Annotated in this window: 17 protein-coding genes and 3 rRNA genes; 9 read left to right on the top strand and 11 right to left on the bottom strand. The window is 66.9% G+C overall.

Going from position 1 to position 24,209, the window contains the following annotated elements; all coding sequences use genetic code 11:
- Positions 1 to 279: 279 nt before the first annotated feature.
- On the top strand, positions 280 to 1,659 hold the full coding sequence (locus OHT76_RS20630) for an NAD(P)/FAD-dependent oxidoreductase (protein ID WP_328872332.1): 1,380 nt from the start codon (positions 280 to 282) through the stop codon (positions 1,657 to 1,659).
- A 163-nt stretch (positions 1,660 to 1,822) separates the two neighbouring features.
- Positions 1,823 to 3,466: an ATP-binding SpoIIE family protein phosphatase gene (locus OHT76_RS20625; RefSeq protein WP_328872331.1), complete on the top strand. Its 1,644-nt coding sequence runs from the start codon at positions 1,823 to 1,825 to the stop codon at positions 3,464 to 3,466.
- A gap of 159 nt (positions 3,467 to 3,625) precedes the next feature.
- On the opposite strand, the gene OHT76_RS20620 is transcribed toward OHT76_RS20625, so the two are convergent.
- The gene (locus OHT76_RS20620) at positions 3,626 to 4,891 is read right to left on the bottom strand and encodes an MFS transporter (RefSeq protein WP_328876581.1); all 1,266 of its coding nucleotides are present in this window, start codon (positions 4,889 to 4,891) and stop codon (positions 3,626 to 3,628) included.
- A gap of 139 nt (positions 4,892 to 5,030) precedes the next feature.
- On the opposite strand from OHT76_RS20620, the gene OHT76_RS20615 reads away from it, so the two are divergent.
- The 4 genes from OHT76_RS20615 (at position 5,031) to rrf (ending at position 11,374) form a co-directional block, all read left to right on the top strand.
- Positions 5,031 to 5,582: a MarR family winged helix-turn-helix transcriptional regulator gene (locus OHT76_RS20615; RefSeq protein ID WP_328872330.1), complete on the top strand. Its 552-nt coding sequence runs from the start codon at positions 5,031 to 5,033 to the stop codon at positions 5,580 to 5,582.
- A gap of 624 nt (positions 5,583 to 6,206) precedes the next feature.
- Positions 6,207 to 7,732, top strand: a 16S ribosomal RNA gene (locus OHT76_RS20610).
- Positions 7,733 to 8,041: 309 nt separating this feature from the next.
- A 23S ribosomal RNA gene (locus OHT76_RS20605) occupies positions 8,042 to 11,165 on the top strand.
- 92 nt (positions 11,166 to 11,257) lie between these two features.
- Positions 11,258 to 11,374, top strand: a 5S ribosomal RNA gene (gene rrf / locus OHT76_RS20600).
- The 16S, 23S and 5S rRNA genes sit together here, the layout of an rRNA operon.
- Before the next feature lie 61 nt (positions 11,375 to 11,435).
- Here the strand turns inward: rrf and OHT76_RS20595 are convergent.
- Together OHT76_RS20595 and OHT76_RS20590 are read right to left on the bottom strand one after the other, a co-directional pair.
- On the bottom strand, positions 11,436 to 12,104 hold the full coding sequence (locus tag OHT76_RS20595; protein ID WP_328872329.1) for a response regulator transcription factor: 669 nt from the start codon (positions 12,102 to 12,104) through the stop codon (positions 11,436 to 11,438).
- Positions 12,101 to 13,345, bottom strand: coding sequence for a sensor histidine kinase (locus OHT76_RS20590; protein WP_328872328.1), 1,245 nt, complete (start codon positions 13,343 to 13,345; stop codon positions 12,101 to 12,103). Before OHT76_RS20590 ends, OHT76_RS20595 begins: the two co-directional genes overlap by 4 nt.
- 93 nt (positions 13,346 to 13,438) lie before the next feature.
- Here OHT76_RS20590 and OHT76_RS20585 point away from each other — a divergent pair, with 93 nt between their 5' ends.
- Entirely contained in the window at positions 13,439 to 14,011 is a 573-nt protein-coding gene (locus OHT76_RS20585; protein ID WP_328872327.1) for a GNAT family N-acetyltransferase, read from the top strand.
- Positions 14,012 to 14,032: 21 nt separating this feature from the next.
- On the opposite strand, the gene OHT76_RS20580 is transcribed toward OHT76_RS20585, so the two are convergent.
- The 7 genes from OHT76_RS20580 to OHT76_RS20550 form a co-directional block, all read right to left on the bottom strand.
- Positions 14,033 to 15,445: a type IV secretory system conjugative DNA transfer family protein gene (locus OHT76_RS20580; protein ID WP_328872326.1), complete on the bottom strand. Its 1,413-nt coding sequence runs from the start codon at positions 15,443 to 15,445 to the stop codon at positions 14,033 to 14,035.
- Between the two features lie 13 nt (positions 15,446 to 15,458).
- Positions 15,459 to 16,871, bottom strand: a complete 1,413-nt coding sequence (locus tag OHT76_RS20575) for an ATP-binding protein (protein ID WP_328872325.1) — start codon at positions 16,869 to 16,871, stop codon at positions 15,459 to 15,461.
- 9 nt (positions 16,872 to 16,880) lie between these two features.
- Positions 16,881 to 18,440 (bottom strand): SCO6880 family protein, encoded by a 1,560-nt coding sequence (locus tag OHT76_RS20570; RefSeq protein ID WP_328872324.1) that lies wholly within the window; start codon positions 18,438 to 18,440, stop codon positions 16,881 to 16,883.
- Positions 18,437 to 19,765, bottom strand: coding sequence for a hypothetical protein (locus tag OHT76_RS20565; protein WP_328872323.1), 1,329 nt, complete (start codon positions 19,763 to 19,765; stop codon positions 18,437 to 18,439). The genes OHT76_RS20570 and OHT76_RS20565 overlap by 4 nt, the downstream gene beginning before the upstream one ends.
- Complete coding sequence (locus OHT76_RS20560; protein WP_328872322.1) at positions 19,755 to 20,564, bottom strand: hypothetical protein; 810 nt, start codon at positions 20,562 to 20,564, stop codon at positions 19,755 to 19,757. The genes OHT76_RS20565 and OHT76_RS20560 overlap by 11 nt, the downstream gene beginning before the upstream one ends.
- Positions 20,565 to 20,752: 188 nt before the next feature.
- Complete coding sequence (locus OHT76_RS20555; RefSeq protein ID WP_019526682.1) at positions 20,753 to 21,061, bottom strand: hypothetical protein; 309 nt, start codon at positions 21,059 to 21,061, stop codon at positions 20,753 to 20,755.
- 290 nt (positions 21,062 to 21,351) lie between these two features.
- A complete protein-coding gene (locus OHT76_RS20550) occupies positions 21,352 to 21,945 on the bottom strand; it encodes a TetR/AcrR family transcriptional regulator (protein WP_328872321.1) in 594 nt (197 codons plus the stop codon).
- A 97-nt stretch (positions 21,946 to 22,042) separates the two neighbouring features.
- On the opposite strand from OHT76_RS20550, the gene OHT76_RS20545 reads away from it, so the two are divergent.
- A complete protein-coding gene (locus OHT76_RS20545; protein WP_328872320.1) occupies positions 22,043 to 22,948 on the top strand; it encodes an oxidoreductase in 906 nt (301 codons plus the stop codon).
- Between the two features lie 23 nt (positions 22,949 to 22,971).
- Positions 22,972 to 23,730 carry a PIG-L deacetylase family protein gene (locus tag OHT76_RS20540; protein WP_328872319.1) on the top strand — a complete coding sequence of 253 codons (759 nt, stop codon included), beginning with the start codon at positions 22,972 to 22,974 and terminating at the stop codon, positions 23,728 to 23,730.
- Here OHT76_RS20540 and OHT76_RS20535 read toward each other — a convergent pair.
- Positions 23,727 to 24,071: a DUF1330 domain-containing protein gene (locus tag OHT76_RS20535; RefSeq protein WP_328872318.1), complete on the bottom strand. Its 345-nt coding sequence runs from the start codon at positions 24,069 to 24,071 to the stop codon at positions 23,727 to 23,729. The genes OHT76_RS20540 and OHT76_RS20535 overlap by 4 nt on opposite strands.
- Positions 24,072 to 24,209: the final 138 nt, after the last annotated feature.

Raw genomic sequence — 24,209 nt, 5'->3', positions numbered from 1 at the left:
TTGAGCCCGACGAGCGCATCCCCCTACACCCCGTCGACACACGAACATAGTTGAGAGGGAGTCAATTCAGAAGGGGCACGTTCCGCACGGAGCGCCCCCCGATCGGCGTACGGGTCGTATACGTCCCGATTGCACCCCCTGCGACCCCCCGGCGCACACCCGTTGACCTGCGGACCTTCCCCGCACTCCGGTAATTCGGCCAACCCGGTGGCGCGATGGCTTGTGGTCACACAAATTGCCGAGGCTGTGGACAAACTCAAGCGCCCGGTGCGTCATGGGATGGTGAAGGAACGTGCGCGCATTCTCGTTGTCGGCGGCGGCTACGTCGGGATGTACACGGCCCTGCGACTCCAAAGAAAGTTGAAACCAGAACTCAAACGCGGAGAAGTCGAGGTCACGGTCGTCTCACCCGACCCGTACATGACCTATCAACCGTTCCTTCCCGAGGCGGCGGCCGGTTCGATCTCCCCCCGCCATGTCGTCGTACCGCTGCGCCGCGTTCTCGACCGCTGCCGGGTCGTCATCGGCGAGGTCCGCGCCATCGACCACGCGAAGCGCACCGCGACCCTCACCACCCTCGCCACCGAGGAGGAGGGCACCGGCACCGAGCAGCTCTCCTACGACGAACTCGTCCTCGCCCCCGGCTCGGTCTCCCGCACCCTGCCCGTCCCCGGACTCGCCGACCACGGCATCGGTTTCAAGACGGTCGAAGAGGCCATCGGACTGCGCAACCACGTCATCGAGCAGATGGACATCGCCTCCTCCACCCGCGACCCCGCGATCCGCGACGCGGCCCTCACCTTCGTCTTCGTCGGCGGCGGCTACGCGGGCGTCGAGGCGCTCGCCGAACTGGAGGACATGGCCCGCTACGCCGCGCGCTACTACCACAACGTCCGCCCCGAGGACATGAAATGGATCCTCGTCGAGGCCTCGGACCGCATCCTCCCCGAGGTCGGCGAGGAGATGGGCCGCTACACGGTCACCCAACTGCGCCGCCGCAATATCGACGTACGGCTCAACACCCGCCTGGATTCCTGCGCCGACCGCATAGCGCAGCTCAGCGACGGCGCCCGCTTCCCGACCCGTACGGTCGTGTGGACGGCCGGCGTCAAACCGCACCCCCTGGTCGCCGCCACCGACCTCCCGCGTACCGAGCGCGGACGGCTGAAATGCACCGCCGAGCTGACGATCGACGGCGCCACGCACGCGTGGGCCGCGGGAGACGCCGCCGCCGTCCCCGACGTCACCGCCGAGCGGCCCGGCACCGAGACCGCCCCCAACGCCCAGCACGCGCTGCGCCAGGCGAAGGTCCTGGGCGACAACATCGCGCACTCCCTGCGCGGCGAGCCGCTTCAGACGTACTCCCACAAGTACGTCGGCTCGGTGGCCTCACTCGGGTTGCACAAAGGTGTCGCACACGTCTACGGGCGCAAGCTGAAGGGCTACCCTGCCTGGTTCATGCACCGCGTCTACCACCTCAGCAGGGTGCCCACCTTCAACCGCAAGGCCCGTGTCCTGGCCGAATGGACGCTGTCGGGGCTCTTCAAGAGGGAGATCGTCTCCCTCGGATCGCTCGAACATCCCCGAGCGGAGTTCGAACTCGCGGCCGGTGGAAAGCCTCCTGTCGACACCGACAACGACCCGAAGGGGTCGTCCTGACCGGACCCAGGAACTCCACCGCCCGGGCGGGCGTCTGACGGATGTCGGCCCGGTCCGCCACACTGCCAGACTGACCCCCGACGCCGGCCGCCCTCCGACGGGCGACTCTCCGCCCCGGCCGGGTCCGGAGCTGGCCGAAGACGACGACACGAGGCAAGGATTCGTGAACTTCACGCGCTGGAGCGCCCGGCTCCCCGGAACGCAGCGCCGCGCCGCAGCGCGGACCGAACACGCGGTCCCCGCGGAGCGGCGCGGCGAGAGCGCGGGCTCCGTCCCCGCGGCCAGAGCCGAACAGCTCACCGACGAGGCCCCGCCCGTCCCCGCCCTCGACGAACTGCCGGTACGCGAAGTGCTGGACCGCGTGCCGGCCCTCGTCGCCCTGGTCCACGGCACCGACCACCGCCTCGCCTACGTCAACGACGCCTACGCCACGGCCTTCGGCGTCCGCCCGCTCGGCGAACCGGCCCGCGAGGCCCTGCCGGAGCTGGACGAACTGGGCCTGCTCCCACTCCTCGACCAGGTCCTGCGCAGCGGCAAGCCCCGTACGGTCAAGTCCCGCAAGGCCCCCGACGGCCGCTCCTACACCTTCACCTGCACCCCGGTCGCCGAAGGCGACGGAGGCGTCCTGGTCTTCGCCGCCGACGTCACCGACCACGCCGAGGCCGCCGAGCGGCTGCGCGCCAGCGAACGCCGCCAGCGCGAGACCGCGGTCACCCTCCAGAGATCACTGCTCCCCCAGGAACTCGAACAGCCGGACGACCTGCGCATCGCGGCGACCTACCAGCCCGGCGGCACGGAGGCCGCGGTCGGCGGCGACTGGTACGACGTCATCACCCTCGGCGGCGGTCGTACGGCGCTGGTGATCGGGGACGTGATGGGGCGGGGGGTGCGGGCAGCCGCGGTGATGGGCCAACTCCGTACGGCGGTCCGCGCGTACGCCCGTCTGGACCTTCCCCCGCACGAGGTACTGCAACTGCTGGACGGCCTCGCGACCGAGATCGACGCCAACCAGATCGCGACCTGCGTCTACGCCGTCCACGACCCGAACGAGGGCCGCCTGGTGTACGCCTCCGCCGGGCATCTGCCGATCCTGGTGCGCGACGAGAGCGGCACGGTGCTGCGCGCCGACGAGCCGACAGGGCCGCCGCTGGGCACGGGCGGCTGGATGCACGCGTCGGGCTCGATCCCGCTGAGCCCCGGCTCCACGGCGGTCCTCTACACGGACGGCCTCGTGGAGCGCCGGAACGAGGACCTGGACGAGGGCATCGCGTCCCTGGAGCGGGCGTTGGCGGGCGCCACCGGCACCCCCCAGGTCATCTGCGACCGCCTGGTCCGCTCGGCGGGCGTCACGGCGGACCACGACGACGACGTGGCGGTCCTGGTCCTGCAGCACCCGGCCCGCACCGGCCCGGACGGCGACCTGTTCCGCAACGCCGCCCTGGAACTGCTCGGCGGCGTGGAAGCGGCGCCACGCGCGCGTGCGTTCGCCTCCGGCGTGCTGACGAGTTGGCGGTTCCCGACGGACTTGCACGACTTGGGCGTGCTGGCGGCAAGCGAGCTGGTCGCGAACTCTCTCCAACACGGCACCCCGCCCATGCGCCTACGCCTACGCCGAACCGACCGCCGCCTGATCGTCGAGGTCACGGACGGAGACGACCACCTTCCGCTCCGCCGCCGCGCCGACCCGGCCGACGAATCGGGCCGAGGCATCGCCATCGTCGCGACAATCGCCTCGTCCTGGGGCTCCCGCCGGACGCCGGGCGGCGGCAAGGCAGTGTGGTGCGAGTTCGCCTTGCCACGCGCGTAAGCCAGAACGCCGGGCTGTTTCCGCCCCCGCCGCTGAAGGGGCCTCGTCCTCAAACGCCGGAGGGGCTGATTTTCAGCCCCTCCGGCGTTTGAGGAGCGGGGGTCCAGGGGGCAGAGCTCCCTGGGATGGGACGGGTAGGGGCGGCGGGGGCGAGGAAATTCAGGCGTGTACCCGCGCCGGGGCTGTGGCACCCGTTGCCACCACCCGGCTCTTCGCCAGCGCCGGCTGGTTCTGCTCGGGGGTCAGGTGGCGGCCCAGACGTAGCGCCAGGACCGTGATGCCCAGCGAGAACAGGAAGAACGTCACGATGTACGGCGCATGCAGCGCCGCCCCCATCGGACCCCCCACCGCCGGACCAACCGCGAGAGCCAGCTGCTTCACCAGGGCGAACGCCGAGTTGTACTGCCCCGCCATCCCAGAGGGCGCCAGGTCCGCCACCAGCGGCGCAACCGTCGGCGACAGCATCGCCTCACCAAGCCCGAACAGCGCATACGTCGAGACGAACGCCGCCGTGGCCATCTCCTGGCTGCCATGCCCAAGCCCGGCATACCCCGCCGCAACCCACGCCACAGCCCAGATCAGCCCAACCGCAGCGATCACCCGAGACCGACGCCGCCGCTCCACGAACTTCAGCACCGCGAACTGCGCCACGACGATCATCGCCGTGTTCGCGGCAAGAGCGGTCCCGAGCGCCGACGTAGAGATCCCCGCGGCCTCCACGCCGTACGCGCTGAGCCCAGACTCGAACTGCCCATAACAGGCGAAGAACAGCACGAAGCCCAGCACACACAGCTGCACCATCGCCCGGTTCCCGAGCAACTGCTTCCAGCCGCCCTTCGCCGACGCGGGCGCGTCCCCTATCCGCGGCGAGTGCGGCATCCGTACGGTCGCCATCACCACGACCAGCAGCAGGAACATCGCCGCCTCGATCGCGAAGAGCAGGGTGAAGGAAGAAACGCGGGTCGTGTCGACCAGGTGACCGCCGATGAGACCGCCCACGCCGAGACCCAGGTTCTGCAGGAAGAACTGCATCGCGAAGGCCCGCGACCGAGTCTCCGCCGTCGACACGTCCACGATCATCGTCGCCAGCGCCGGCTGCATCACGGCCTGCCCGGCACCCAGCGCAGCCGCCGACAGCAGTACGGCCGTCGCGTTCCCCGCGAGCCCGAGGCTCAGCGCACCAAGGGCGGCAGTGACCAGGGCGGCGAGCAGCACCGGAAGCGGACCGCGCCGGACGATCGCCCGCCCGGCGAACGGCAGCACGACCAGCGCGGCCACGGCGAACACGGCGAGTACGAGACCCGCAGTGACGGCACCAAGGCCACGCACCTGCGCCACATAGACGTACAGGTACGGGACCGTGAAGCCGAGCCCGAACGCGCTGAGTGCGTTGCCCACGTGGATCCGGCGCATCGCAGCGCCCATCGCCCTGGTCACGTTCACCTCTCTCAAGTAGTTAGGCCTGAAGTGGTTAGGCCTGAAGACTTCAAAGCTAAAGTTCGAAGCTAAAGAGTACACATCGAAGGACTTCAACGCCAACTACTGCCGTGCGATACTGCGACCCATGGGCGACAACTCCGGCATCAGCGGCGAGCCGACACTCGAAGAGCAGATCGCCGCCTACCAGCGCGAGTTCCAGGACCTCGACCCCCAGGTCGAGAAGATCGTCTCCGCGCTGTCCCGGCTGAACCGCCGTATGAACGTCGCCTACGGCCGCCAGACCGCCACCCTCGGCATCAGCAACACCGAGTGGGAGGTCCTCAAGGCCCTCGTCCTCTCCGGTGCCCCGTACCGGATGGGCCCGAGCGAGCTCGCCAAGCGTCTCGGTCTGACGCCGGCCGCGATGACCCACCGGATCGACCGCATGGTCACCGAGGGCCTGGTCACCCGGGAGCGCGACGAGTCCAACCGGGTCCGCGTCATCGTGGAGCTCACGACGGAGGGCCGGGAGAAGTGGACGGAGGCGATGCGTCTCGCCTCGGGCTTCGAGGAGGACCTGCTCCAGGACCTCTCAATGGAGGAGCGCACGGCCCTCGGCGAGGTCCTCACCCGTCTGCTGCGCAGGGTGGAACACGCCCAGCCGGATGCCGGCGGCCGGCTGACCGACCTCGATTAAAGATCTTGACAGGGGTCGCTTGACACCCCCCTGCCCGATCCGTAAAGTTCTTCGGGTTGCCGCCGAGCCGTAACGGTTCTGCGACAGCACCTCCGCCGCATCAGCGGCAACCAAACCACCAGCACGATCTCCGGACCGGAGTGAATTCGGCGTGCCCGAATTCAATTCGATTCGGGCCCGGCAGCTCGATTAGCAACTGCCGAGCGGATCCGCTAAGGTTTGAAACGTCGGAACGGCCCAACGGCCGCGAGGACAACCCCCTCTGACTGGGAGTCAGGCCCGAAAGGATCTGATAGAGTCGGAACCGCCGGAAAGGGAAACGCGAAAGCGGGAACCTGGAAAGCGCCGAGGAAATCGGATCGGAAAGATCTGATAGAGTCGGAAACGCAAGAACGAAGGGAAGCCCGGAGGAAAGCCCGCGAGGGTGAGTACAAAGGAAGCGACCGTTCCTTGAGAACTCAACAGCGTGCCAAAAGTCAACGCCAGATATGTTGATACCCCGTCCGTCGGAATACTCCGATGGTCGAGGTTCCTTTGAAATAACACAGCGAGGACGCTGTGTGCGAGGGGATTATTCCTCCTCTCGCACCGCTCTCGTGGTGTCATCCCGATTACGGGAAAACATTCACGGAGAGTTTGATCCTGGCTCAGGACGAACGCTGGCGGCGTGCTTAACACATGCAAGTCGAACGATGAACCACTTCGGTGGGGATTAGTGGCGAACGGGTGAGTAACACGTGGGCAATCTGCCCTTCACTCTGGGACAAGCCCTGGAAACGGGGTCTAATACCGGATAACACTCCTGCCTGCATGGGCGGGGGTTAAAAGCTCCGGCGGTGAAGGATGAGCCCGCGGCCTATCAGCTTGTTGGTGAGGTAATGGCTCACCAAGGCGACGACGGGTAGCCGGCCTGAGAGGGCGACCGGCCACACTGGGACTGAGACACGGCCCAGACTCCTACGGGAGGCAGCAGTGGGGAATATTGCACAATGGGCGAAAGCCTGATGCAGCGACGCCGCGTGAGGGATGACGGCCTTCGGGTTGTAAACCTCTTTCAGCAGGGAAGAAGCGAAAGTGACGGTACCTGCAGAAGAAGCGCCGGCTAACTACGTGCCAGCAGCCGCGGTAATACGTAGGGCGCAAGCGTTGTCCGGAATTATTGGGCGTAAAGAGCTCGTAGGCGGCTTGTCACGTCGATTGTGAAAGCCCGGGGCTTAACCCCGGGTCTGCAGTCGATACGGGCTAGCTAGAGTGTGGTAGGGGAGATCGGAATTCCTGGTGTAGCGGTGAAATGCGCAGATATCAGGAGGAACACCGGTGGCGAAGGCGGATCTCTGGGCCATTACTGACGCTGAGGAGCGAAAGCGTGGGGAGCGAACAGGATTAGATACCCTGGTAGTCCACGCCGTAAACGGTGGGAACTAGGTGTTGGCGACATTCCACGTCGTCGGTGCCGCAGCTAACGCATTAAGTTCCCCGCCTGGGGAGTACGGCCGCAAGGCTAAAACTCAAAGGAATTGACGGGGGCCCGCACAAGCAGCGGAGCATGTGGCTTAATTCGACGCAACGCGAAGAACCTTACCAAGGCTTGACATACACCGGAAAGCATTAGAGATAGTGCCCCCCTTGTGGTCGGTGTACAGGTGGTGCATGGCTGTCGTCAGCTCGTGTCGTGAGATGTTGGGTTAAGTCCCGCAACGAGCGCAACCCTTGTCCTGTGTTGCCAGCATGCCCTTCGGGGTGATGGGGACTCACAGGAGACCGCCGGGGTCAACTCGGAGGAAGGTGGGGACGACGTCAAGTCATCATGCCCCTTATGTCTTGGGCTGCACACGTGCTACAATGGCCGGTACAATGAGCTGCGAAACCGTGAGGTGGAGCGAATCTCAAAAAGCCGGTCTCAGTTCGGATTGGGGTCTGCAACTCGACCCCATGAAGTCGGAGTTGCTAGTAATCGCAGATCAGCATTGCTGCGGTGAATACGTTCCCGGGCCTTGTACACACCGCCCGTCACGTCACGAAAGTCGGTAACACCCGAAGCCGGTGGCCCAACCCCTTGTGGGAGGGAGCTGTCGAAGGTGGGACTGGCGATTGGGACGAAGTCGTAACAAGGTAGCCGTACCGGAAGGTGCGGCTGGATCACCTCCTTTCTAAGGAGCATCTAGGCCGCCAAGCTTGCTTGGTGGTCCAGAGCCACTACGTCGGCGAATGATCGACGGTGGTTAGCTCATGGGTGGAACGTTGACTATTCGGCACACTTGATCGTCTTCTCCTTCCAGTACTGCTCGCAAGAGTGTGGAACGTCGAGGGGAGCGGGGAGTGTGCCGGGCACGTTGTTGGGTGTCTGAGGGAATGGTTTTTCCTCAGTCGCCGGCCCCAGTGCACTCGGACTGTATGGGTTCGGGGTGATGGGTGGCTGGTCGTTGTTTGAGAACTGCACAGTGGACGCGAGCATCTGTGGCCAAGTTTTTAAGGGCGCACGGTGGATGCCTTGGCACCAGGAACCGATGAAGGACGTGGGAGGCCACGATAGTCCCCGGGGAGTCGTCAACCAGGCTTTGATCCGGGGGTTTCCGAATGGGGAAACCCGGCAGTCGTCATGGGCTGTCACCCATACCTGAACACATAGGGTATGTGGAGGGAACGCGGGGAAGTGAAACATCTCAGTACCCGCAGGAAGAGAAAACAACCGTGATTCCGGGAGTAGTGGCGAGCGAAACCGGATGAGGCCAAACCGTATGCGTGTGAGACCCGGCAGGGGTTGCGCATACGGGGTTGTGGGATCTCTCTTTCACAGTCTGCCGGCTGTGAGGCGAGTCAGAAACCGTTGATGTAGGCGAAGGGCATGCGAAAGGCCCGGCGTAGAGGGTAAGACCCCCGTAGTCGAAACATCAGCGGCTTGCTTGAGAGACACCCAAGTAGCACGGGGCCCGAGAAATCCCGTGTGAATCTGGCGGGACCACCCGCTAAGCCTAAATATTCCCTGGTGACCGATAGCGGATAGTACCGTGAGGGAATGGTGAAAAGTACCGCGGGAGCGGAGTGAAATAGTACCTGAAACCGTGTGCCTACAAGCCGTGGGAGCGTCGCTCATTGGGTTTACCCAATGGGTCGTGACTGCGTGCCTTTTGAAGAATGAGCCTGCGAGTTTGCGGTGTGTTGCGAGGTTAACCCGTGTGGGGAAGCCGTAGCGAAAGCGAGTCCGAATAGGGCGGTATAGTAGCGCGCTCAAGACCCGAAGCGGAGTGATCTAGCCATGGGCAGGTTGAAGCGGAGGTAAGACTTCGTGGAGGACCGAACCCACCAGGGTTGAAAACCTGGGGGATGACCTGTGGTTAGGGGTGAAAGGCCAATCAAACTCCGTGATAGCTGGTTCTCCCCGAAATGCATTTAGGTGCAGCGTCGTGTGTTTCTTGCCGGAGGTAGAGCACTGGATAGGCGATGGGCCCTACCGGGTTACTGACCTTAGCCAAACTCCGAATGCCGGTAAGTGAGAGCGCGGCAGTGAGACTGTGGGGGATAAGCTCCATGGTCGAGAGGGAAACAGCCCAGAGCATCGACTAAGGCCCCTAAGCGTACGCTAAGTGGGAAAGGATGTGGAGTCGCACAGACAACCAGGAGGTTGGCTTAGAAGCAGCCACCCTTGAAAGAGTGCGTAATAGCTCACTGGTCTAGTGATTCCGCGCCGACAATGTAGCGGGGCTCAAGCGTACCGCCGAAGTCGTGTCATTGCAGCAATAAGCCCCAACGGGTGCTGTGATGGGTAGGGGAGCGTCGTGTGCCGGGTGAAGCCGCGCCGGAAGGCAGTGGTGGACGGTTCACGAGTGAGAATGCAGGCATGAGTAGCGATACACACGTGAGAAACGTGTGCGCCGATTGACTAAGGGTTCCTGGGTCAAGCTGATCTGCCCAGGGTAAGTCGGGACCTAAGGCGAGGCCGACAGGCGTAGTCGATGGATAACCGGTTGATATTCCGGTACCCGCTGTGAAGCGTCAAACACTGAACCAGGCGATGCTAAGTCCGTGAAGCCGCCCCGGAGCCTTCGGGCAAAGGGGAGTGGTGGAGCCGACGGACCAGACTTGCAGTAGGTGAGTGATGGGGTGACGCAGGAAGGTAGTCCAGCCCGGGCGGTGGTTGTCCCGGGGTAAGGGTGTAGGCCGTGCGATAGGCAAATCCGTCGCACATCAAGGCTGAGACCTGATGCCGAGCCGATTGTGGTGAAGTGGATGATCCTATGCTGTCGAGAAAAGCCTCTAGCGAGTTTCATGGCGGCCCGTACCCTAAACCGACTCAGGTGGTCAGGTAGAGAATACCGAGGCGTTCGGGTGAACTATGGTTAAGGAACTCGGCAAAATGCCCCCGTAACTTCGGGAGAAGGGGGGCCACGCTTGGTGAGAGGACTTGCTCCTCGAGCTGGGGGTGGCCGCAGAGACCAGCGAGAAGCGACTGTTTACTAAAAACACAGGTCCGTGCGAAGCCGTAAGGCGATGTATACGGACTGACGCCTGCCCGGTGCTGGAACGTTAAGGGGACCGGTTAGTCACTCTTCGGGGTGGCGAAGCTGAGAACTTAAGCGCCAGTAAACGGCGGTGGTAACTATAACCATCCTAAGGTAGCGAAATTCCTTGTCGGGTAAGTTCCGACCTGCACGAATGGCGTAACGACTTCTCGACTGTCTCAACCATAGGCCCGGTGAAATTGCACTACGAGTAAAGATGCTCGTTTCGCGCAGCAGGACGGAAAGACCCCGGGACCTTTACTACAGTTTGATATTGGTGTTCGGTTCGGCTTGTGTAGGATAGCTGGGAGACTGTGAACTCTGGACGCCAGTTCAGGGGGAGTCGTCGTTGAAATACCAGTCTGGTCGTGCTGGATGTCTAACCTGGGTCCGTGATCCGGATCAGGGACAGTGTCTGATGGGTAGTTTAACTGGGGCGGTTGCCTCCTAAAGAGTAACGGAGGCGCCCAAAGGTTCCCTCAGCCTGGTTGGCAATCAGGTGTTGAGTGTAAGTGCACAAGGGAGCTTGACTGTGAGACCGACGGGTCGAGCAGGGACGAAAGTCGGGACTAGTGATCCGGCGGTGGCTTGTGGAAGCGCCGTCGCTCAACGGATAAAAGGTACCCCGGGGATAACAGGCTGATCTTCCCCAAGAGTCCATATCGACGGGATGGTTTGGCACCTCGATGTCGGCTCGTCGCATCCTGGGGCTGGAGTCGGTCCCAAGGGTTGGGCTGTTCGCCCATTAAAGCGGTACGCGAGCTGGGTTTAGAACGTCGTGAGACAGTTCGGTCCCTATCCGCTGTGCGCGTAGGAATATTGAGAAGGGCTGTCCCTAGTACGAGAGGACCGGGACGGACGAACCTCTGGTGTGCCAGTTGTCCTGCCAAGGGCATGGCTGGTTGGCTACGTTCGGGAGGGATAACCGCTGAAAGCATCTAAGCGGGAAGCCTGCTTCGAGATGAGTATTCCCACCTCCTTGAGAGGGTAAGGCTCCCAGTAGACGACTGGGTTGATAGGCCGGATATGGAAGCACGGTAACGTGTGGAGTTGACCGGTACTAATAGGCCGAGGGCTTGTCCTCAGTTGCTCGCGTCCACTGTGTTGGTTCTGAAACCACGAACAGCCCCATGCCATGGTCACGGTGTGGTGCGGCAGTTCACAGTTTCATAGTGTTTCGGTGGTCATAGCGTGAGGGAAACGCCCGGTTACATTCCGAACCCGGAAGCTAAGCCTTACAGCGCCGATGGTACTGCAGGGGGGACCCTGTGGGAGAGTAGGACGCCGCCGAACAAATTTTGAGAAAGGCCCACACCTTATGGTGTGGGCCTTTCTGCATTTCACGACCCGCATTTCACGACGGCTCCACCAGCCTCGTGTCATACGCCAGAATCACCGCCTGGATCCGGTCCCTGGCCCCCGTCTTCGCCAGCACGCGGCCCACATGTGTCTTCACCGTCGATTCGGCGAGGTGGAGCCGCTCGGCTATCTCCGTGTTGGTCCAGCCCATCCCGATGACCGTAAGAATCTCGCGCTCCCGTTCGGTGAGCGGGGCCAGGCGAGGGTCTTCCCCTTCCGAGGTGTCCTCCGCGCCCATGGGGAGATGGTGGGCGTATGCATCCAGGAGCCGGCGCGTCAGGCTCGGGGCCACTACCGCGTCGCCCGTCGACACCGCGCGGATGCCGGCGAGGAGTTCCTCCGGCTGTGCGTCCTTGACGAGGAAGCCGGAAGCCCCGGCTCGCAGGCCCGCGTAGGCGTATTCGTCCAGGTCGAAGGTCGTGAGGATCAGGACTCGGGTGCGGTCGCCGGACGCGATGATGCGACGGGTGGCCTCGATGCCGTCGAGGCCGGGCATGCGGACGTCCATCAGGACCACATCGGGGTGGTGCCGGGCGGTCAGGCGTACCGCCTCGACGCCGTTGACTGCTTCTCCCAGCACCGTCATGTCGTCCTGGCTCTCCAGCAGCATCCGGAAGCCGAAGCGCTGGAGAGGCTGGTCGTCGGCGATGAGGACCGTGGTCACTGGTGGGATTCCTCCGGTAGTTCCAGATGGACGCGCCAGCCCCGCGTGGGCAGTGGGCCGGCGTCAAGTGTGCCGCCGTACAGGGCCGTTCGCTCGCGCATTCCCGGTAGGCCGCGGCCCGCGGTGCCGTTGGGCGTGCCGCCGCGGCCGGTGTCGGTCACCGTGACGGTGACGGCGCCGCCTTCGTCGTAGGACATCTCGATGTGTGAAGTGGCGTGTGGGCCCGCGTGTTTGAGGGTGTTGGTGAGGGCTTCCTGGATGACGCGGTAGATGGTGAGTTGGCGGCCGGGGGTGATGGTGGGGGTGCCCTTGATGGCCAGTGATGTGGGCAGGCCTGCCTCGCGGACCTTCTCCAGGAGTGGGTCCAGGTCCGTGAGCGTGGGCTGGGGGGTGAGGGCCGGTTGTGTGTGATCGTCCGCCGCCAGTACGTCCAGGAGGCGGCGGAGTTCTGTCAGGGCCTGGCGGCTGGTGGTGGCTATGGAGTTCAGGGCCTGGGCGGCTCGTTCGGGGGATTTGACTGCCGCGTAGCGGCCGCCGTCGGCCAAGCCGGTGATGACGGAGAGGTTGTGGCCGATGATGTCGTGCATCTCGCGGGCGATGCGGGCGCGTTCGGCAGCGGTGGCCAGGCGGGCCTGTTGGTCGCGCTCGACCTCCAGTTGGCGGGCGCGTTCGACGAGAGAGGCCAGGTGGTCCTTGCGGGCGCGGACCACGATGCCGAACATCGCGGCCAGGGCGAGGCTCATGGTGGCGGGTATGAGGGTCTGGTCCGGGCCCTGTTCGGCCGGGTAGCGGGCGGCGGCCACCACGAAGGGCGTCAGGAGCAGGCCGTAGAGCCAGAGCAGGGTGCGCATGCGGACGCGTAGGGCCGCGTTGAACAGGGCTATGAGGAGCAGGTGGGAGGCCTGGAGCAGGGCGCCTGTCGCCGAGTTGACGATGGCCACCGGGATCATGGCCAGGAGGACTGGTACGGGGTGGGTGCGGCGCCACAGGAGCGGCACCGAGAAGCCCAGGGACAGGGCGAGGACCAGCCAGCCGGGGAGGGTGTCGTTCTCGGCGATGTACTTCCAGCCGCCGCTCGTGTAGTCGACCACGGCGGCGATGACGATGGCGCCGGTGAGGGGCAGGTCCCAGGCGAGCGGGTGGCGTCGGTCGAAGGCGCGGATGCGCGTGAGGACGCGATGGGTGTACTGGGTCAGGGGCTCGGGGCTGCCCTGTCTCGCTGCTTTGGCCGACGTCCGCATGGTCCGATCCTGCCTGCTCGGCGGCTCGCGGGCGTCGGGCGAGGGCGGGATATCAGGTGAGGGGCGTAGTACCCGGGTATTACCGTGGCGGCCATGAGCGTGAGCAATGGGGAGCGGTACGTCGTCCGGTCCGTGCGGGCCGATGAGTGGCCGTCGGTGAGGGAGCTGCGGCTGGCCGCGCTGCGGGATCCCGTGGCGCCGATCGCCTTTCTGGAGACGTACGAGGAAGCCGAGGCCAAGCCGGAGTCGTTCTGGAAGGAGCGGACCGAGCGGACCTCCGAGGGGGCCGACGGGGCGCAGCAGGTCGTCGCCGAGGGGCCGGACGGGGCGTGGGTCGGGACGCTGACCGTGCTGGTGGAAGAGGCGGGGACGACGGACTGGGCGGGGTTCCCGGTGGAGCGGCGGCAGGGGCATCTCGTGGGCGTGTTCATGCGGCCCGAGCATCGCGGGTGCGGGCTGACCGAGCTGCTCTTCGACGAGGCACTGCAGTGGTCGTGGCGACAGGGGCTCGAGCGGGTGCGGCTCATCGTGCACGAGGAGAACGGGCGGGCGCAGGCCTTCTATCGGCGGATGGGGTTTCAGCCGAGCGGGGTGACGGTGCCGCTCGCGGGGCAACCCGGGGCGCTGGAGCGCGAGTTCGTGCTCGACAAGGGCACTGACCGGTAGTTCGTGATCGAGAAGGGCTGCTCAGACCGGTAGTTCGTCATGCGGCCAGCGGGCGCGGGCCTGTTCGCGGGACCGGAGCAGGGCCAGGGTCGGCAGGCCCCGGTCCGCCCCGGTGGCCAGCAGCTCCGGGAGCTGGGGAAGTGGAGCGACGGCCGCGACGTCGTCGAGGACGAGCGTCAGTGGTGGGTCGAGGCGACCGGAGGATGACCGTTCGGCCATGCGCCGGCCGCGCTCGACCACGCTTGAGGCCAGGGCGGTGAGAAGAGGCATCGCGCCCGGGTTCGTGCGGGGATCTTCGATCGATTCACCCACCACATAAAGCGTGCCCCCTTCGTTCACGAAGGAATCCAAGGCGAGTGCATCAGTTCGGTTGGGCGTGCAGGCCTCGCGGATGTTCACCGTGAACAGGGCGGACAGCGCCCGGGTCGTCAACTGTTGGGCCATGTCCCGGCGTTCGGGGTGCGCGGTGAGCGCCGCCTCGAGTTCACCGGCGGCGCCGGGCGCGGCCTTCGGGCTGGTACGGAGGATGCGGACCGCGTCCTGGAGCTGGGTGCCCTGGGACCAGCGGTGGACATGGCGGATCGTACGGCCGTCTATCGCGGCGGCGTGCAGGGCGCTGCGAAGGAGCGTTTCGGCTACGTCCGCCACGGCCTGGTCGATCTTCGCGCTCGGCCGGACCGGGGCGAGAAGCGCCGTCGCTCTCGCCGCCGCCGTCTGCTTGTCCTCGCAGCCTGTCGTGGGGGACCAGTGGAGGCGGGACGGGGTGTCGCACAGGTGGGTCGGGTCGTAGAGGTGGACCGGGCCCAGTTTGGCTCTGGCGTCCTTGGTGTCCTGCCAGATCGCCGGGTTGGAGGTGATGACCAGGGCGGGGCCCTCGGCGTCGCGTACGGCCTGGGTCGCGGCGGTGTGGCGGGATTCCCGCGGGGCCACGAAGACCTTCTCCCACGCGGGCAGCGGAGCTGCGGGTGCGGCCGTCTCCTGAACGGGCTCCGGTCTCGGCGCGGGCACCTCGTGCTGGACGGGCACGGGAATCGGCTCAGGTGCCGGCTCGGGCGCCGCCGGCTCCTGCCGCTGCCGCGCCCGCACCGCCCGCCACCGGGCCACCGTCCCCATGACGAACACGGTGAGCACGATCAGCACCATCAACTGCCCGATGAACAGCCCCCAGAAGAGCCCGTACCCCGAAAGTTCCCCCTCCGGAGTCTCCGGCCATGCCCCGGCGATGTCGTGCGGGGCGCCGAGCAGATACCGCAGGGCCAGCGGCGTACGGGTGAAGGTGACGCCGGTCGGCCAGGCGCCGTGCGAGAACAGCCCGGCCAGGCCCGTCGCCGTCCACACCATCAGGGTCAGGCCGAGCAGGAAGGCGAGTATGCCGACCAGCAGCCCGTCAGGGATGCCGCCCGCCTGTTCCTGCCGTCGGTCGTCTGCGCGCACGCCGTCGCCCCCTTTACGCCACCGTCGACTCGGAGTCGCCGAGGTGCTGTTCCACGAAGGCCGCCGCCCGCTCCTCGGCCTCCAGCTCGGCGGCGCGCAGCGCGTCGTCGCTCAAGTGGTCGCTCGAGGATTCGGTCATCGCGCGGTCGGTGAAGACCAGCGGGCGTTCGGTCTCGGTTACCAGGTGTTTGACCACCTGGACATTGCCGTTGACATCCCAGACGGCGATACCGGGGGTGAGGCTGGGGATGATCTCCACCGCCCACCTGGGCAGCCCGAGCACCCGGCCCGTCGCCCTCGCCTCGTCCGCCTTCTGGGCGTAGATCGTCCTGGTCGACGCCATCTTCAGGATGGCCGCCGCCTCCTTCGCCGCCGCCCCGTCCACCACGTCGGACAGATGGTGGACGACCGCGACGAAGGACAGACCCAGCCGCCGCCCGAACTTCAGCAGCCGCTGGAAGAGCTGGGCCACGAAGGGGCTGTTGATGATGTGCCAGGCCTCCTCGACCAGGAAGATGCGCTTCTTCCGGTCGGGGCGGATCCAGGTGTGCTCCAGCCAGACTCCGACGATCGCCATCAGGATCGGCATGGCGATGGAGTTGCGGTCGATGTGGGACAGGTCGAAGACGATCAGCGGCGCGTCGAGGTCGATGCCGACCGTCGTCGGGCCATCGAACATGCCGCGCAGGTCACCGTCGACCAGCCGGTCCAGGACCAGGGCGACATCGAGTCCCCAGGCCCGTACATCGTCTATGTCGACGTTCATCGCCTCGGCCGACTCCGGTTCGGGATGCCGTAGCTGCTCGACGATGTCGGTCAGGACCGGCTGGCGTTCCACGATGGTCTCGTTGACGTAGGCGTGCGCGACCTTGAGCGCGAAGCCGGAGCGTTCGTCGAGGCCGTGGCCCAGCGCGACCTCGATGATGGTCCGGAGCAGGGCGAGCTGCCCGGTCGTCGTGATCGCCGGGTCGAGCGGGTTGAGCCGGATCCCCATGTCCAGGGCGGCCATCGGGTCCAGCCGGATAGGAGTTATCCCCAGCTCCTGCGCGATCAGGTTCCATTCGCCGACGCCGTCCTCGCCCTGCGCGTCCAGTACGACGACCTGCCGGTCGCGGAAGCGCAACTGCCGTAGGACGTACGTCTTCTCCAGCGCCGACTTGCCGTTGCCGGACTCGCCGAGGACGAGCCAGTGCGGAGCCGGGAGCTGTTGGCCGTACAGCTGGAAGGGGTCGTAGATATAGCCCTTCCCGGAGTAGACCTCGCGGCCGATGATGACGCCCGAGTCGCCGAGGCCGGGCGCGGCCGTGGGGAGATAGACGGCCTGGGCCTGCCCGGTCGAGGTGCGCACGGGCAGCCGGGTCGTCTCGACCTTGCCGAAGAGGAACGAGGTGAAGGCGTCGGTGAGGATGGACATCGGATCCCGCATGCGGCGGCCCTACCTTCGAATGCCGGTGGCGAACGGGAGCGTATTCACGAAGGCGCGATGGTGCTCGCGGTCGCACCACTCCAGCTTCAGGTACGACTTCCCGGCCGACGCCCGGATGGTCCGCTTGTCGCGGGCCAGGGCCTCCGGGTTGCGGGAGGAGACCGTGATGTAACCGACGAGGTTCACGCCCGCCGCGCCGCTCGCGAGATCCTCTCCGCGCTGGTCGAGGCGGTTGTGGGCGGCGACGTCACGCGGGTCGACGGTCCGGTTCATCTTGGCCGCGCGGGAGGCCTCCGCCTCGTCGTTCGTCTTCTCCGTCAGCATGCGCTCGATGGCGATCTCGGTGGGTTCGAGGTCCATCGTGACGGCGACCGTGCGGATGACGTCCGGGGTGTGGACGAGCAGCGGGGCCAGGAAGTTGACGCCGACGGGCGTCATCGGCCACTCCTTCACCCAGGCCGTGGCATGGCACCAGGGCGCGCGAGTGGAGGACTCCCGGGTCTTGGCCTGGAGGTAGGTGGGCTCCATGGCGTCGAGCTCGGCCGGCCAGGCATTACGTTTCGTCATCGCCTGGATGTGGTCGATCGGGTGGTCGGGGTCGTACATGGAGTGGATGAGGGAGGCGAGCCGCCCCTGACCGAGCGGCTGCCGCACCCGGATGTCCGCCTCCTGGAGCCGCGAGCAGATATCGGTCAGCTCACGCGCCATGACGACAGCCAGCCCGGCGTCCTTGTCGACCTTCCGCCCTTGCTGCGGCCGCGCGGCCCGCGCCATGGCGTGCCCCTCGGCGGCCAGTTCGCGCGTGTAGTGCATACAGGCGACGAGATACGCCCGGTGCTGCTCACTGCTGGTCGACACCATCGACTGCAATTGGTCGTACGACTGCTGCAGCCATGGCAGTGCCTTCTCGTCCCCGCGTACGGCGACGTCCTTGGCGTGGGCGTCGGGGTCGGCGGGGAGGGTGCGGGCGAGCATCTGGAGACGGGTGACGAAGCCGTCGCCGTTGGCCACGTGCTTGAGCAGCGTGCCGAAGCGGTCGACGAGGGCTTCCTGGTCCTCGGAGTCACGCAGACCGACGCCCGGGCCCTCGATCTCGATGGCGGCGGTCACCGTCCTGCGGTCCGCGTGCAGCAGTACGGCGATCTCGTCGGGCCCGAACGGGGCGGCGAGCCAGGTGATCCGGCCGATGCCGGGCGGCGGGCCGACCTCGACCTCGCGCCCGTCGATCCGGACGCCCGCCTCCATCACCGCCGAGCGGTAGACGGTTCCCTGGCGCAGGCTGCGCTTGAAGCTGCGGTTGATCTCGAACCACTTGTAGAACGTCCGGCGCTTGTACGGCACGTAGACCGCGGCCAGCGCCAGCATCGGGAAGCCCATGAGCAGCACGATGCGCAGGGTGAGGACGGGGACGAGGAGCCCGCACATCATGCCGAGGAACGCGCCCGCGATGATCAGCGCGATCTCGCCGGTTTCACGATTCCGGCCGACGATCGCGTTCGGCCGGGCGCGGCCGATCAGATATGTACGGCGGGGCGTGACCGGATGGGACACGTGGGACTCGGTCGTCAACGCCCTTCACCTCCCGTGCTGTTGGTACTGCTGTTGCGGGTGTTGCTGGCGTGGGGCGTGTTCACCGCGCTGCCGGACCGGGGCACGGGTGCGGCGGAGGGGACAGTTCCGCCGCCTCCGTTCGTGGGGCGGGAGCTGTGCGCGGCGACTCCGCCGGCGGTCTGGTTGGCGGGGCGGGCGCTGTTGCCTCCGGCGGCCTGGCCGTTGTTGTCGGCGCGGGAGCTGTGGGTCTTGATGCCCTGGGCGACCAGGGTTGCGGGGGAGCTGATGACTGCGGCGGCCTTGCTCTCGGCGCCCTGCATGATGCGGTTGCTGCGGGAGCCGGCGATCTCGTCGCCGAAGCCTGGGACGAAGCGGTAGATCATCGCCGAGGCGAAGATGGCGAGCAGGATGATGGCGAGGCCGGAGACTACGGCGGAGAAGGCGTCGGGGCCTTCGTCGGTGGACAGGGCACCGGCGAGCCCGAGGACGATGACAATGACCGGCTTCACCAGAATGACGGCGATCATGATGCCGGCCCAGCGGCGGACGTGTCCCCACAGGTTCTTGTCGACCAGGCCCGCGTAGACGACGGTGCCGAGGAGGGCGCCGACGTAGAGCAGGGCGGCGCGGATGACGAGCTCCAGCCAGAGGACTCCGGCGGCGAGGATGCTGACCAGGGAGACGACGATCAGCATGATCGGTCCGCCGCCGATGTCCTCGCCCTTCTCCAGGGCGCCGGAGAAGGTGCCGAAGAAGGCGTCGGTCTGATCGCCCGTCGTCTTCGCGAGGACCTCGGAGACGCCGTCGGTGGCGGAGACGACCGTGTAGAGGATCAGCGGGGTGAAGGCGGACGCGAGCACGGTCAGCCAGAGAAACCCGATCGCTTCGCCGATGGCGGTGGTGAGCGGTACGCCGCGCACGGCTCGCTTGGCTACCGCCAGCAGCCACAGCAGGAGGGTGAGGATGGTCGAGGCCGCGAACACGACGGCGTACTGCTGAAGGAACTTGGGGTTGGTGAAGTCGACGTTCGCGGTGTCTTTTACGGCCTCACTGAGCTTCTCGACGGTCCATGCGGCGGCATCGGCACAGCCCTTGGCGAGGGAGGAGAGGGGGTCGAGGGTGGAGGTGGGGTCCAGGGTGGTGGATCCGCCGGAGCCGCCCGAGCCGTTGTCGCTTTCGCAGTAGTCCTTGGCGGGGCCGACGATGAGGTCGCAGTTGTCGTCCGAGGGCGTCGGAGAGGGCGTGGGTGCGGCGACGGCACGCGTGGCGAGCAGTACAGCCGTGGTCTGTACGGCGGTGACGGCGGCGGCGACCTTGAGGACGCGGCGCGGGCTACCGGGCATACGTGAACCCTCCGTACTCCTCGACGGCCTTGGCCATCTCGTCGGCGCTGGACGCCTTGTTGTCCCCGGGGACGGGTGCGGGTCCGTCCTTCTGGGCGAAGCTGTCGACCTTCCAGTCGCTGTCCGCCCAGCGCAGCTGGAGGGTCATGGTGAACCAGTCGCTGCTGACCGGGTCGGTGGAGCCCTCCCCGGCTGTGCCGAACACGCCGGTGCACCAGACCTCGACGGTCGCCGCGGTGTCCGAGTAGCTCGTGACCTTGGTGCCGATCGGCATGGTGCGGGAGACGTAGGTGTTGCCGCCCGTGGCGTTGCCGTTCTCGTCGAGGCCGAGGTTGCTCAGGAACTCCTGGGAGTAGGCGGCGTTGAACTTGTCCTCCAACTCCGCCTGCTTGTCGGTGACGAAAACCTGCCGCACGATCTCGGTGCGCCGGGCCGGCTTGAGCATGTCGGCCGAGACCAGCGTCACCGCATAGTTGGCCGCCGCACTCTCCGCCCCCTGCTCATCCCGCGCGAACCCCGCCTCCACCGGCCGCTCCCCGCTCGCCGCCGTAGGCGCCGCCTGCGGCTTGTCGGTCGCCTCGTCGCTCGATGAGGAATCGTCTCCTCCACGGTTGGCGAACGCGATTGCCGCAATCAGGAGGACCACCACGCCGACCACCGTCACCAGGCTCCGGGACGACGAGCGGCCGCTCCGCCGTGCGCCTCCGTATACGTCGCCGCCGCCCTCCGGCAGTCGCGTGCGGGTCTGGCCCGTGCCTCCGTAACCGCCGGAGGCCTCCCGCTCGTCTCCGAGACTCATGCCGCGTACGCCCCCTTACCGCCGTACTGGAAGCCGTTGGAGTACGACGGTAGCCGTGCTGGTTCCCGCGCGGGCGCGGTGTGGTGACTCGACATCAGGGAAACGCAACCTCAGCCGGTGGGCACGACGGGCGGGTGGGAGGGACGGGGGCCGGACCGGGCGTGCCCGGAGGGGACGAGTGGGCGCGGCTACACGGCCATGCCGTACACGATGGTGAAGAGCGTGCCGAGCGATCCGATGATGAAGACGCCGGTCAGGCCCGCGATGATGAGGCCCTTGCCCTGCTCCGCGCTGAAGGTGTCCCGGAGGGCGGTGGCGCCGATGCGCTGTTTGGCCGCACCCCAGATGGCGATGCCGAGGCACAGCAGGATGGCCACCGCCATCACCACCTCGATCATCACCTTCGCCTCGTTGCCCAGGCTGCCGAAGGGGCCCCAGTCCGGAGCGATCCCCCCGATGATGGTGTTGATGTCTCCCTCGTCGGCCGCAAAGAGCATGTAAGTCACCGCCCCTGGTGGGTAGTTCCGTATCCCCTGCGTGGGCGCAGAGGTCAGGCCTCATTCTCGCCGACAATGTCGCCGTCGTATGTCGACTTGGCGTCATTGATTGGCGGGTTTCGTACGAACGCCTTGTCCGGAGTCGTATCGTCACTCTGTGTATCACGGCTGGTTACGCCGGGCAATGAAGTCGGAGCGGAACCTGTTGTGTGGTTCCGTCGTTGTCCGTTCTTACGGGCACACGTTCTCCGAGTGAAGGCTACTGAAGGCTACGCCCTTCTGGTCGGGCGTCAGCGGGGCCTCAGGCCGTGCAGGAGGGTGTGGACGAGTTCCTCGATGCCCGCCAGGGCCGCCTCGGGTTCGAGCATGCCGCCGGCCGCGAAGGCGGCCATGCCGTGCAGGGTCGCGCCGGTGAGAAGCGTGAGCTGGGCGGGGTCGGCCTCGATGATCTCGCCCCGCCGCTGGGCGTCGGCCATGACCCGTTCCAGTGAGCCGACCGTGCGGTCGATGGCCGAGGCCATCTGCTCGTAGGCGTCGGGTTCGTGCTTGCGGGCGTACATCAGCTCCAGCAGCTCGCCGTTGTCGAGCGCGAAGCGGAGATAGGCCCGGGCCAGGGCGGTGAGCCGCGGTTCGAGGGGGAGGTCGGGGTCGTCGGCGGCCCGGAGGGCCTGCTCCAGACGGTCGTAACCGGCCAGGGCGAGCGCGTTGAGCAGGGCCTGCTTGTCCTTGAAGTGGCGGCCGGGCGCGGCGTGGCTGACGCCGGCCTCGCGGGCCAGTTCGCGCAGCGAGAGCGCGCCGGCGCCCTTGGTCCGCAGGGTGCGCTCGGCGCCGGCCAGGAGGGTGGAGCGCAGGTCTCCGTGGTGGTAGGGGCGGCTCTCGGGCATGGGCACATCGTAGCCCGATGTTGACGGCGTCAGCTTTGTTGGCGTCGCCATCATTGTTGTCGTTGACAGCATTGTTGTCGGCGCCTACATTCGGGGTATGACCCAGACGCAGAAGTGGAACGCGACCGATCTCCCCGATCTCAGCGGCCGCACGGCCGTCGTCACCGGTGCCAACAGCGGCATCGGACTCACCGCCGCCCACGCGCTGGCCGGAGCGGGCGCGCATGTCGTCTTCGCCGTACGGGATCCCGAGCGCGGCCGGGCCGCTGCCGCGACCGTGTCCGGCAGCACCGAGGTGCGGCGCCTTGACCTGGCCGACCTGGCGTCCGTACGGGAGTTCGCGGCCGGCTGGGACCGCCCGCTGGATCTGCTGATCAACAACGCGGGCGTGATGATGCTCCCGCGGCAGCGGACCAAGGACGGCTTCGAAATGCAGTTCGGCACCAACCACCTCGGGCACTTCGCCCTGACGAACCTGCTCCTGCCGCACATCACCGACCGCGTCGTCACGGTCGCCTCGGCCGCCCACCGCTGGGGCGACGCGACGATCCGCTTCGACGACCTCAACATGGACGCGAACTACACCCCGCGCGGTGCCTACGCCCAGTCCAAGCTGGCGAACCTGCTGTTCACCCTGGAACTCCAGCGCCGGCTGACCGAGTCCGGCTCCCGCGTCCGCGCCCTGGCGGCCCACCCCGGCTACTCGGCCACCAACCTCCAGAGCCACGCGGCGAGTCCGCTGGACCGGGTGGGGATGCGGTTCGGCAACAGGTTCCTGGCCCAGAGCGACCGGGCGGGCGCCCTGCCCACCCTGTACGCGGCCACCCAGGACCTGCCCGGCGCCGGCTATGTCGGCCCCGACGGCTGGGGCGAGTGGCGGGGCGGCCCCACGCTGGTGAGCCGATCCCGGGCGGCGAGCGATCCGGCGACGGCCCGGCGACTGTGGACGGTGTCGGAGGAACTTACGGGCGTGGTCTGCCCGTTGGAGGTTCAGGTGGCCTGAGTTCCTCCGGAGGTGGTCGATCGATGCCGAGTCTGCTCGCCGTGTTCGGGCACCCTGACGACGAGTCGCTGTTCTCGGGCGGGGTGCTGGCCAGAAACGCCGCCGAGGGCTCTCGTACGGCGGTGGTGACGGCCACCTGGGCCGAGGGCACCCACCGGGCTGCCGAGCTCGCCGAAGCCCTGCGGATACTCGGCACCTCCGAGAAACCCCGGATGCTCGGCTACGCCGACTCCCGGGTCCCGGAGTCGGCCCCCGGCAGCCCACGGCTGTGCGACGCCCCGCTGGACGGGGCCGTCGGCCGGCTGGTGGCGCAGCTGAGGGAGTTCCGCCCGGACATAGTCGTCACCCATGACGCGTACGGCGGTCTCACCGGCCATGAGGACCATGTGCACACCCACCGCGTGACCGTGCTGGCGGTGCAGGCGGCGGGACTTGAGCGGCTGTATCCCGAGGCCGGCGAGCCCTGGCAGCCGCGTGCGCTGTATCTGGCCACGCATCCGCACTCGGCGGTCTGGGCGCTGGGTGAGTTCGCGGAGGCGGGCAAGGGCATGAGGACCGTGCCGGACGAGTGGGTCACGACCACGGTCGATGTCCGCCCTTGGCTGGAGCGGAAGTGGGCCGCTGTGCAGGCCCATCGCAGCGAGGCCGAGCGAGGGGCGGCGCCGGGCATGCTGGCCGCTCTCCCGGCGGGGGCGCGCGAGGGGATCCTCGGCACGGAGTGGTACATCCGCCAGGAACTCATATCCGACGCGCGGACGGGCGAGACGGAACTGACCGCCTAGGAGGGCAGGGAGTCCCGTAGTGCCTTCGCGGTGGTGGCCGGGTCGTAGCCCTCGTCCACGCCCTCGACCAGGATGATGTCGCCCTCGATGTGCCGGGAGCGCAAGGGGGCGATCTCCTGATAGGCGGGTGAGTCCCACCACTGACGCGCCTCGTCGATCCCCGGGAAGCCGATCATCACCACAGCCCCGGCCCAGTCGCCCTCCACCGTCTCGTGCTCCCGCCCATGGACGAGAAAGCGGCCGCCGTACGGCTCGAAGGTGGCGGTGATGCGCTCGATGTACTCGGCGATCTCCGCGTGCGGGGTGATCTCGCGGAGATGGGCGATGGCGTAGGCGCTCATGGCGGGGGTCCTTCCGGGTCGGGGTGGTCGGGCTCCTGGCTTCGACTGGCATCGGCTGGCATCCGCTGACATGGACGATCGTGTCAGCGGGGCGGGCGGGGGTCGATGACCTGTCAGGTAATGGGCCCCGGCCGATGA

The sequence above is a fragment of the Streptomyces sp. NBC_00287 genome (assembly GCF_036173105.1).
Lineage (GTDB): Bacteria > Actinomycetota > Actinomycetes > Streptomycetales > Streptomycetaceae > Streptomyces.
This window is presented reverse-complemented; position numbering and strand designations above follow the sequence as displayed.

What these genes read in the sequence shown, in the direction of transcription:
- OHT76_RS20550 (WP_328872321.1), bottom strand. Translation starts at nt 21,945, where the DNA reads ATGCCCGAGAGCCGCCCCTACCACCACGGAGACCTGCGCTCCACCCTC.
- OHT76_RS20585 (WP_328872327.1), top strand. Translation starts at nt 13,439, where the DNA reads ATGAGCGTGAGCAATGGGGAGCGGTACGTCGTCCGGTCCGTGCGGGCC.
- OHT76_RS20620 (WP_328876581.1), bottom strand. Translation starts at nt 4,891, where the DNA reads ATGGGCGCTGCGATGCGCCGGATCCACGTGGGCAACGCACTCAGCGCG.
- OHT76_RS20555 (WP_019526682.1), bottom strand. Translation starts at nt 21,061, where the DNA reads ATGCTCTTTGCGGCCGACGAGGGAGACATCAACACCATCATCGGGGGG.
- OHT76_RS20535 (WP_328872318.1), bottom strand. Translation starts at nt 24,071, where the DNA reads ATGAGCGCCTACGCCATCGCCCATCTCCGCGAGATCACCCCGCACGCG.
- OHT76_RS20630 (WP_328872332.1), top strand. Translation starts at nt 280, where the DNA reads ATGGTGAAGGAACGTGCGCGCATTCTCGTTGTCGGCGGCGGCTACGTC.
- OHT76_RS20590 (WP_328872328.1), bottom strand. Translation starts at nt 13,345, where the DNA reads ATGCGGACGTCGGCCAAAGCAGCGAGACAGGGCAGCCCCGAGCCCCTG.
- OHT76_RS20545 (WP_328872320.1), top strand. Translation starts at nt 22,043, where the DNA reads ATGACCCAGACGCAGAAGTGGAACGCGACCGATCTCCCCGATCTCAGC.
- OHT76_RS20565 (WP_328872323.1), bottom strand. Translation starts at nt 19,765, where the DNA reads ATGCCCGGTAGCCCGCGCCGCGTCCTCAAGGTCGCCGCCGCCGTCACC.
- OHT76_RS20615 (WP_328872330.1), top strand. Translation starts at nt 5,031, where the DNA reads ATGGGCGACAACTCCGGCATCAGCGGCGAGCCGACACTCGAAGAGCAG.
- OHT76_RS20575 (WP_328872325.1), bottom strand. Translation starts at nt 16,871, where the DNA reads ATGCGGGATCCGATGTCCATCCTCACCGACGCCTTCACCTCGTTCCTC.
- OHT76_RS20540 (WP_328872319.1), top strand. Translation starts at nt 22,972, where the DNA reads ATGCCGAGTCTGCTCGCCGTGTTCGGGCACCCTGACGACGAGTCGCTG.
- OHT76_RS20560 (WP_328872322.1), bottom strand. Translation starts at nt 20,564, where the DNA reads ATGAGTCTCGGAGACGAGCGGGAGGCCTCCGGCGGTTACGGAGGCACG.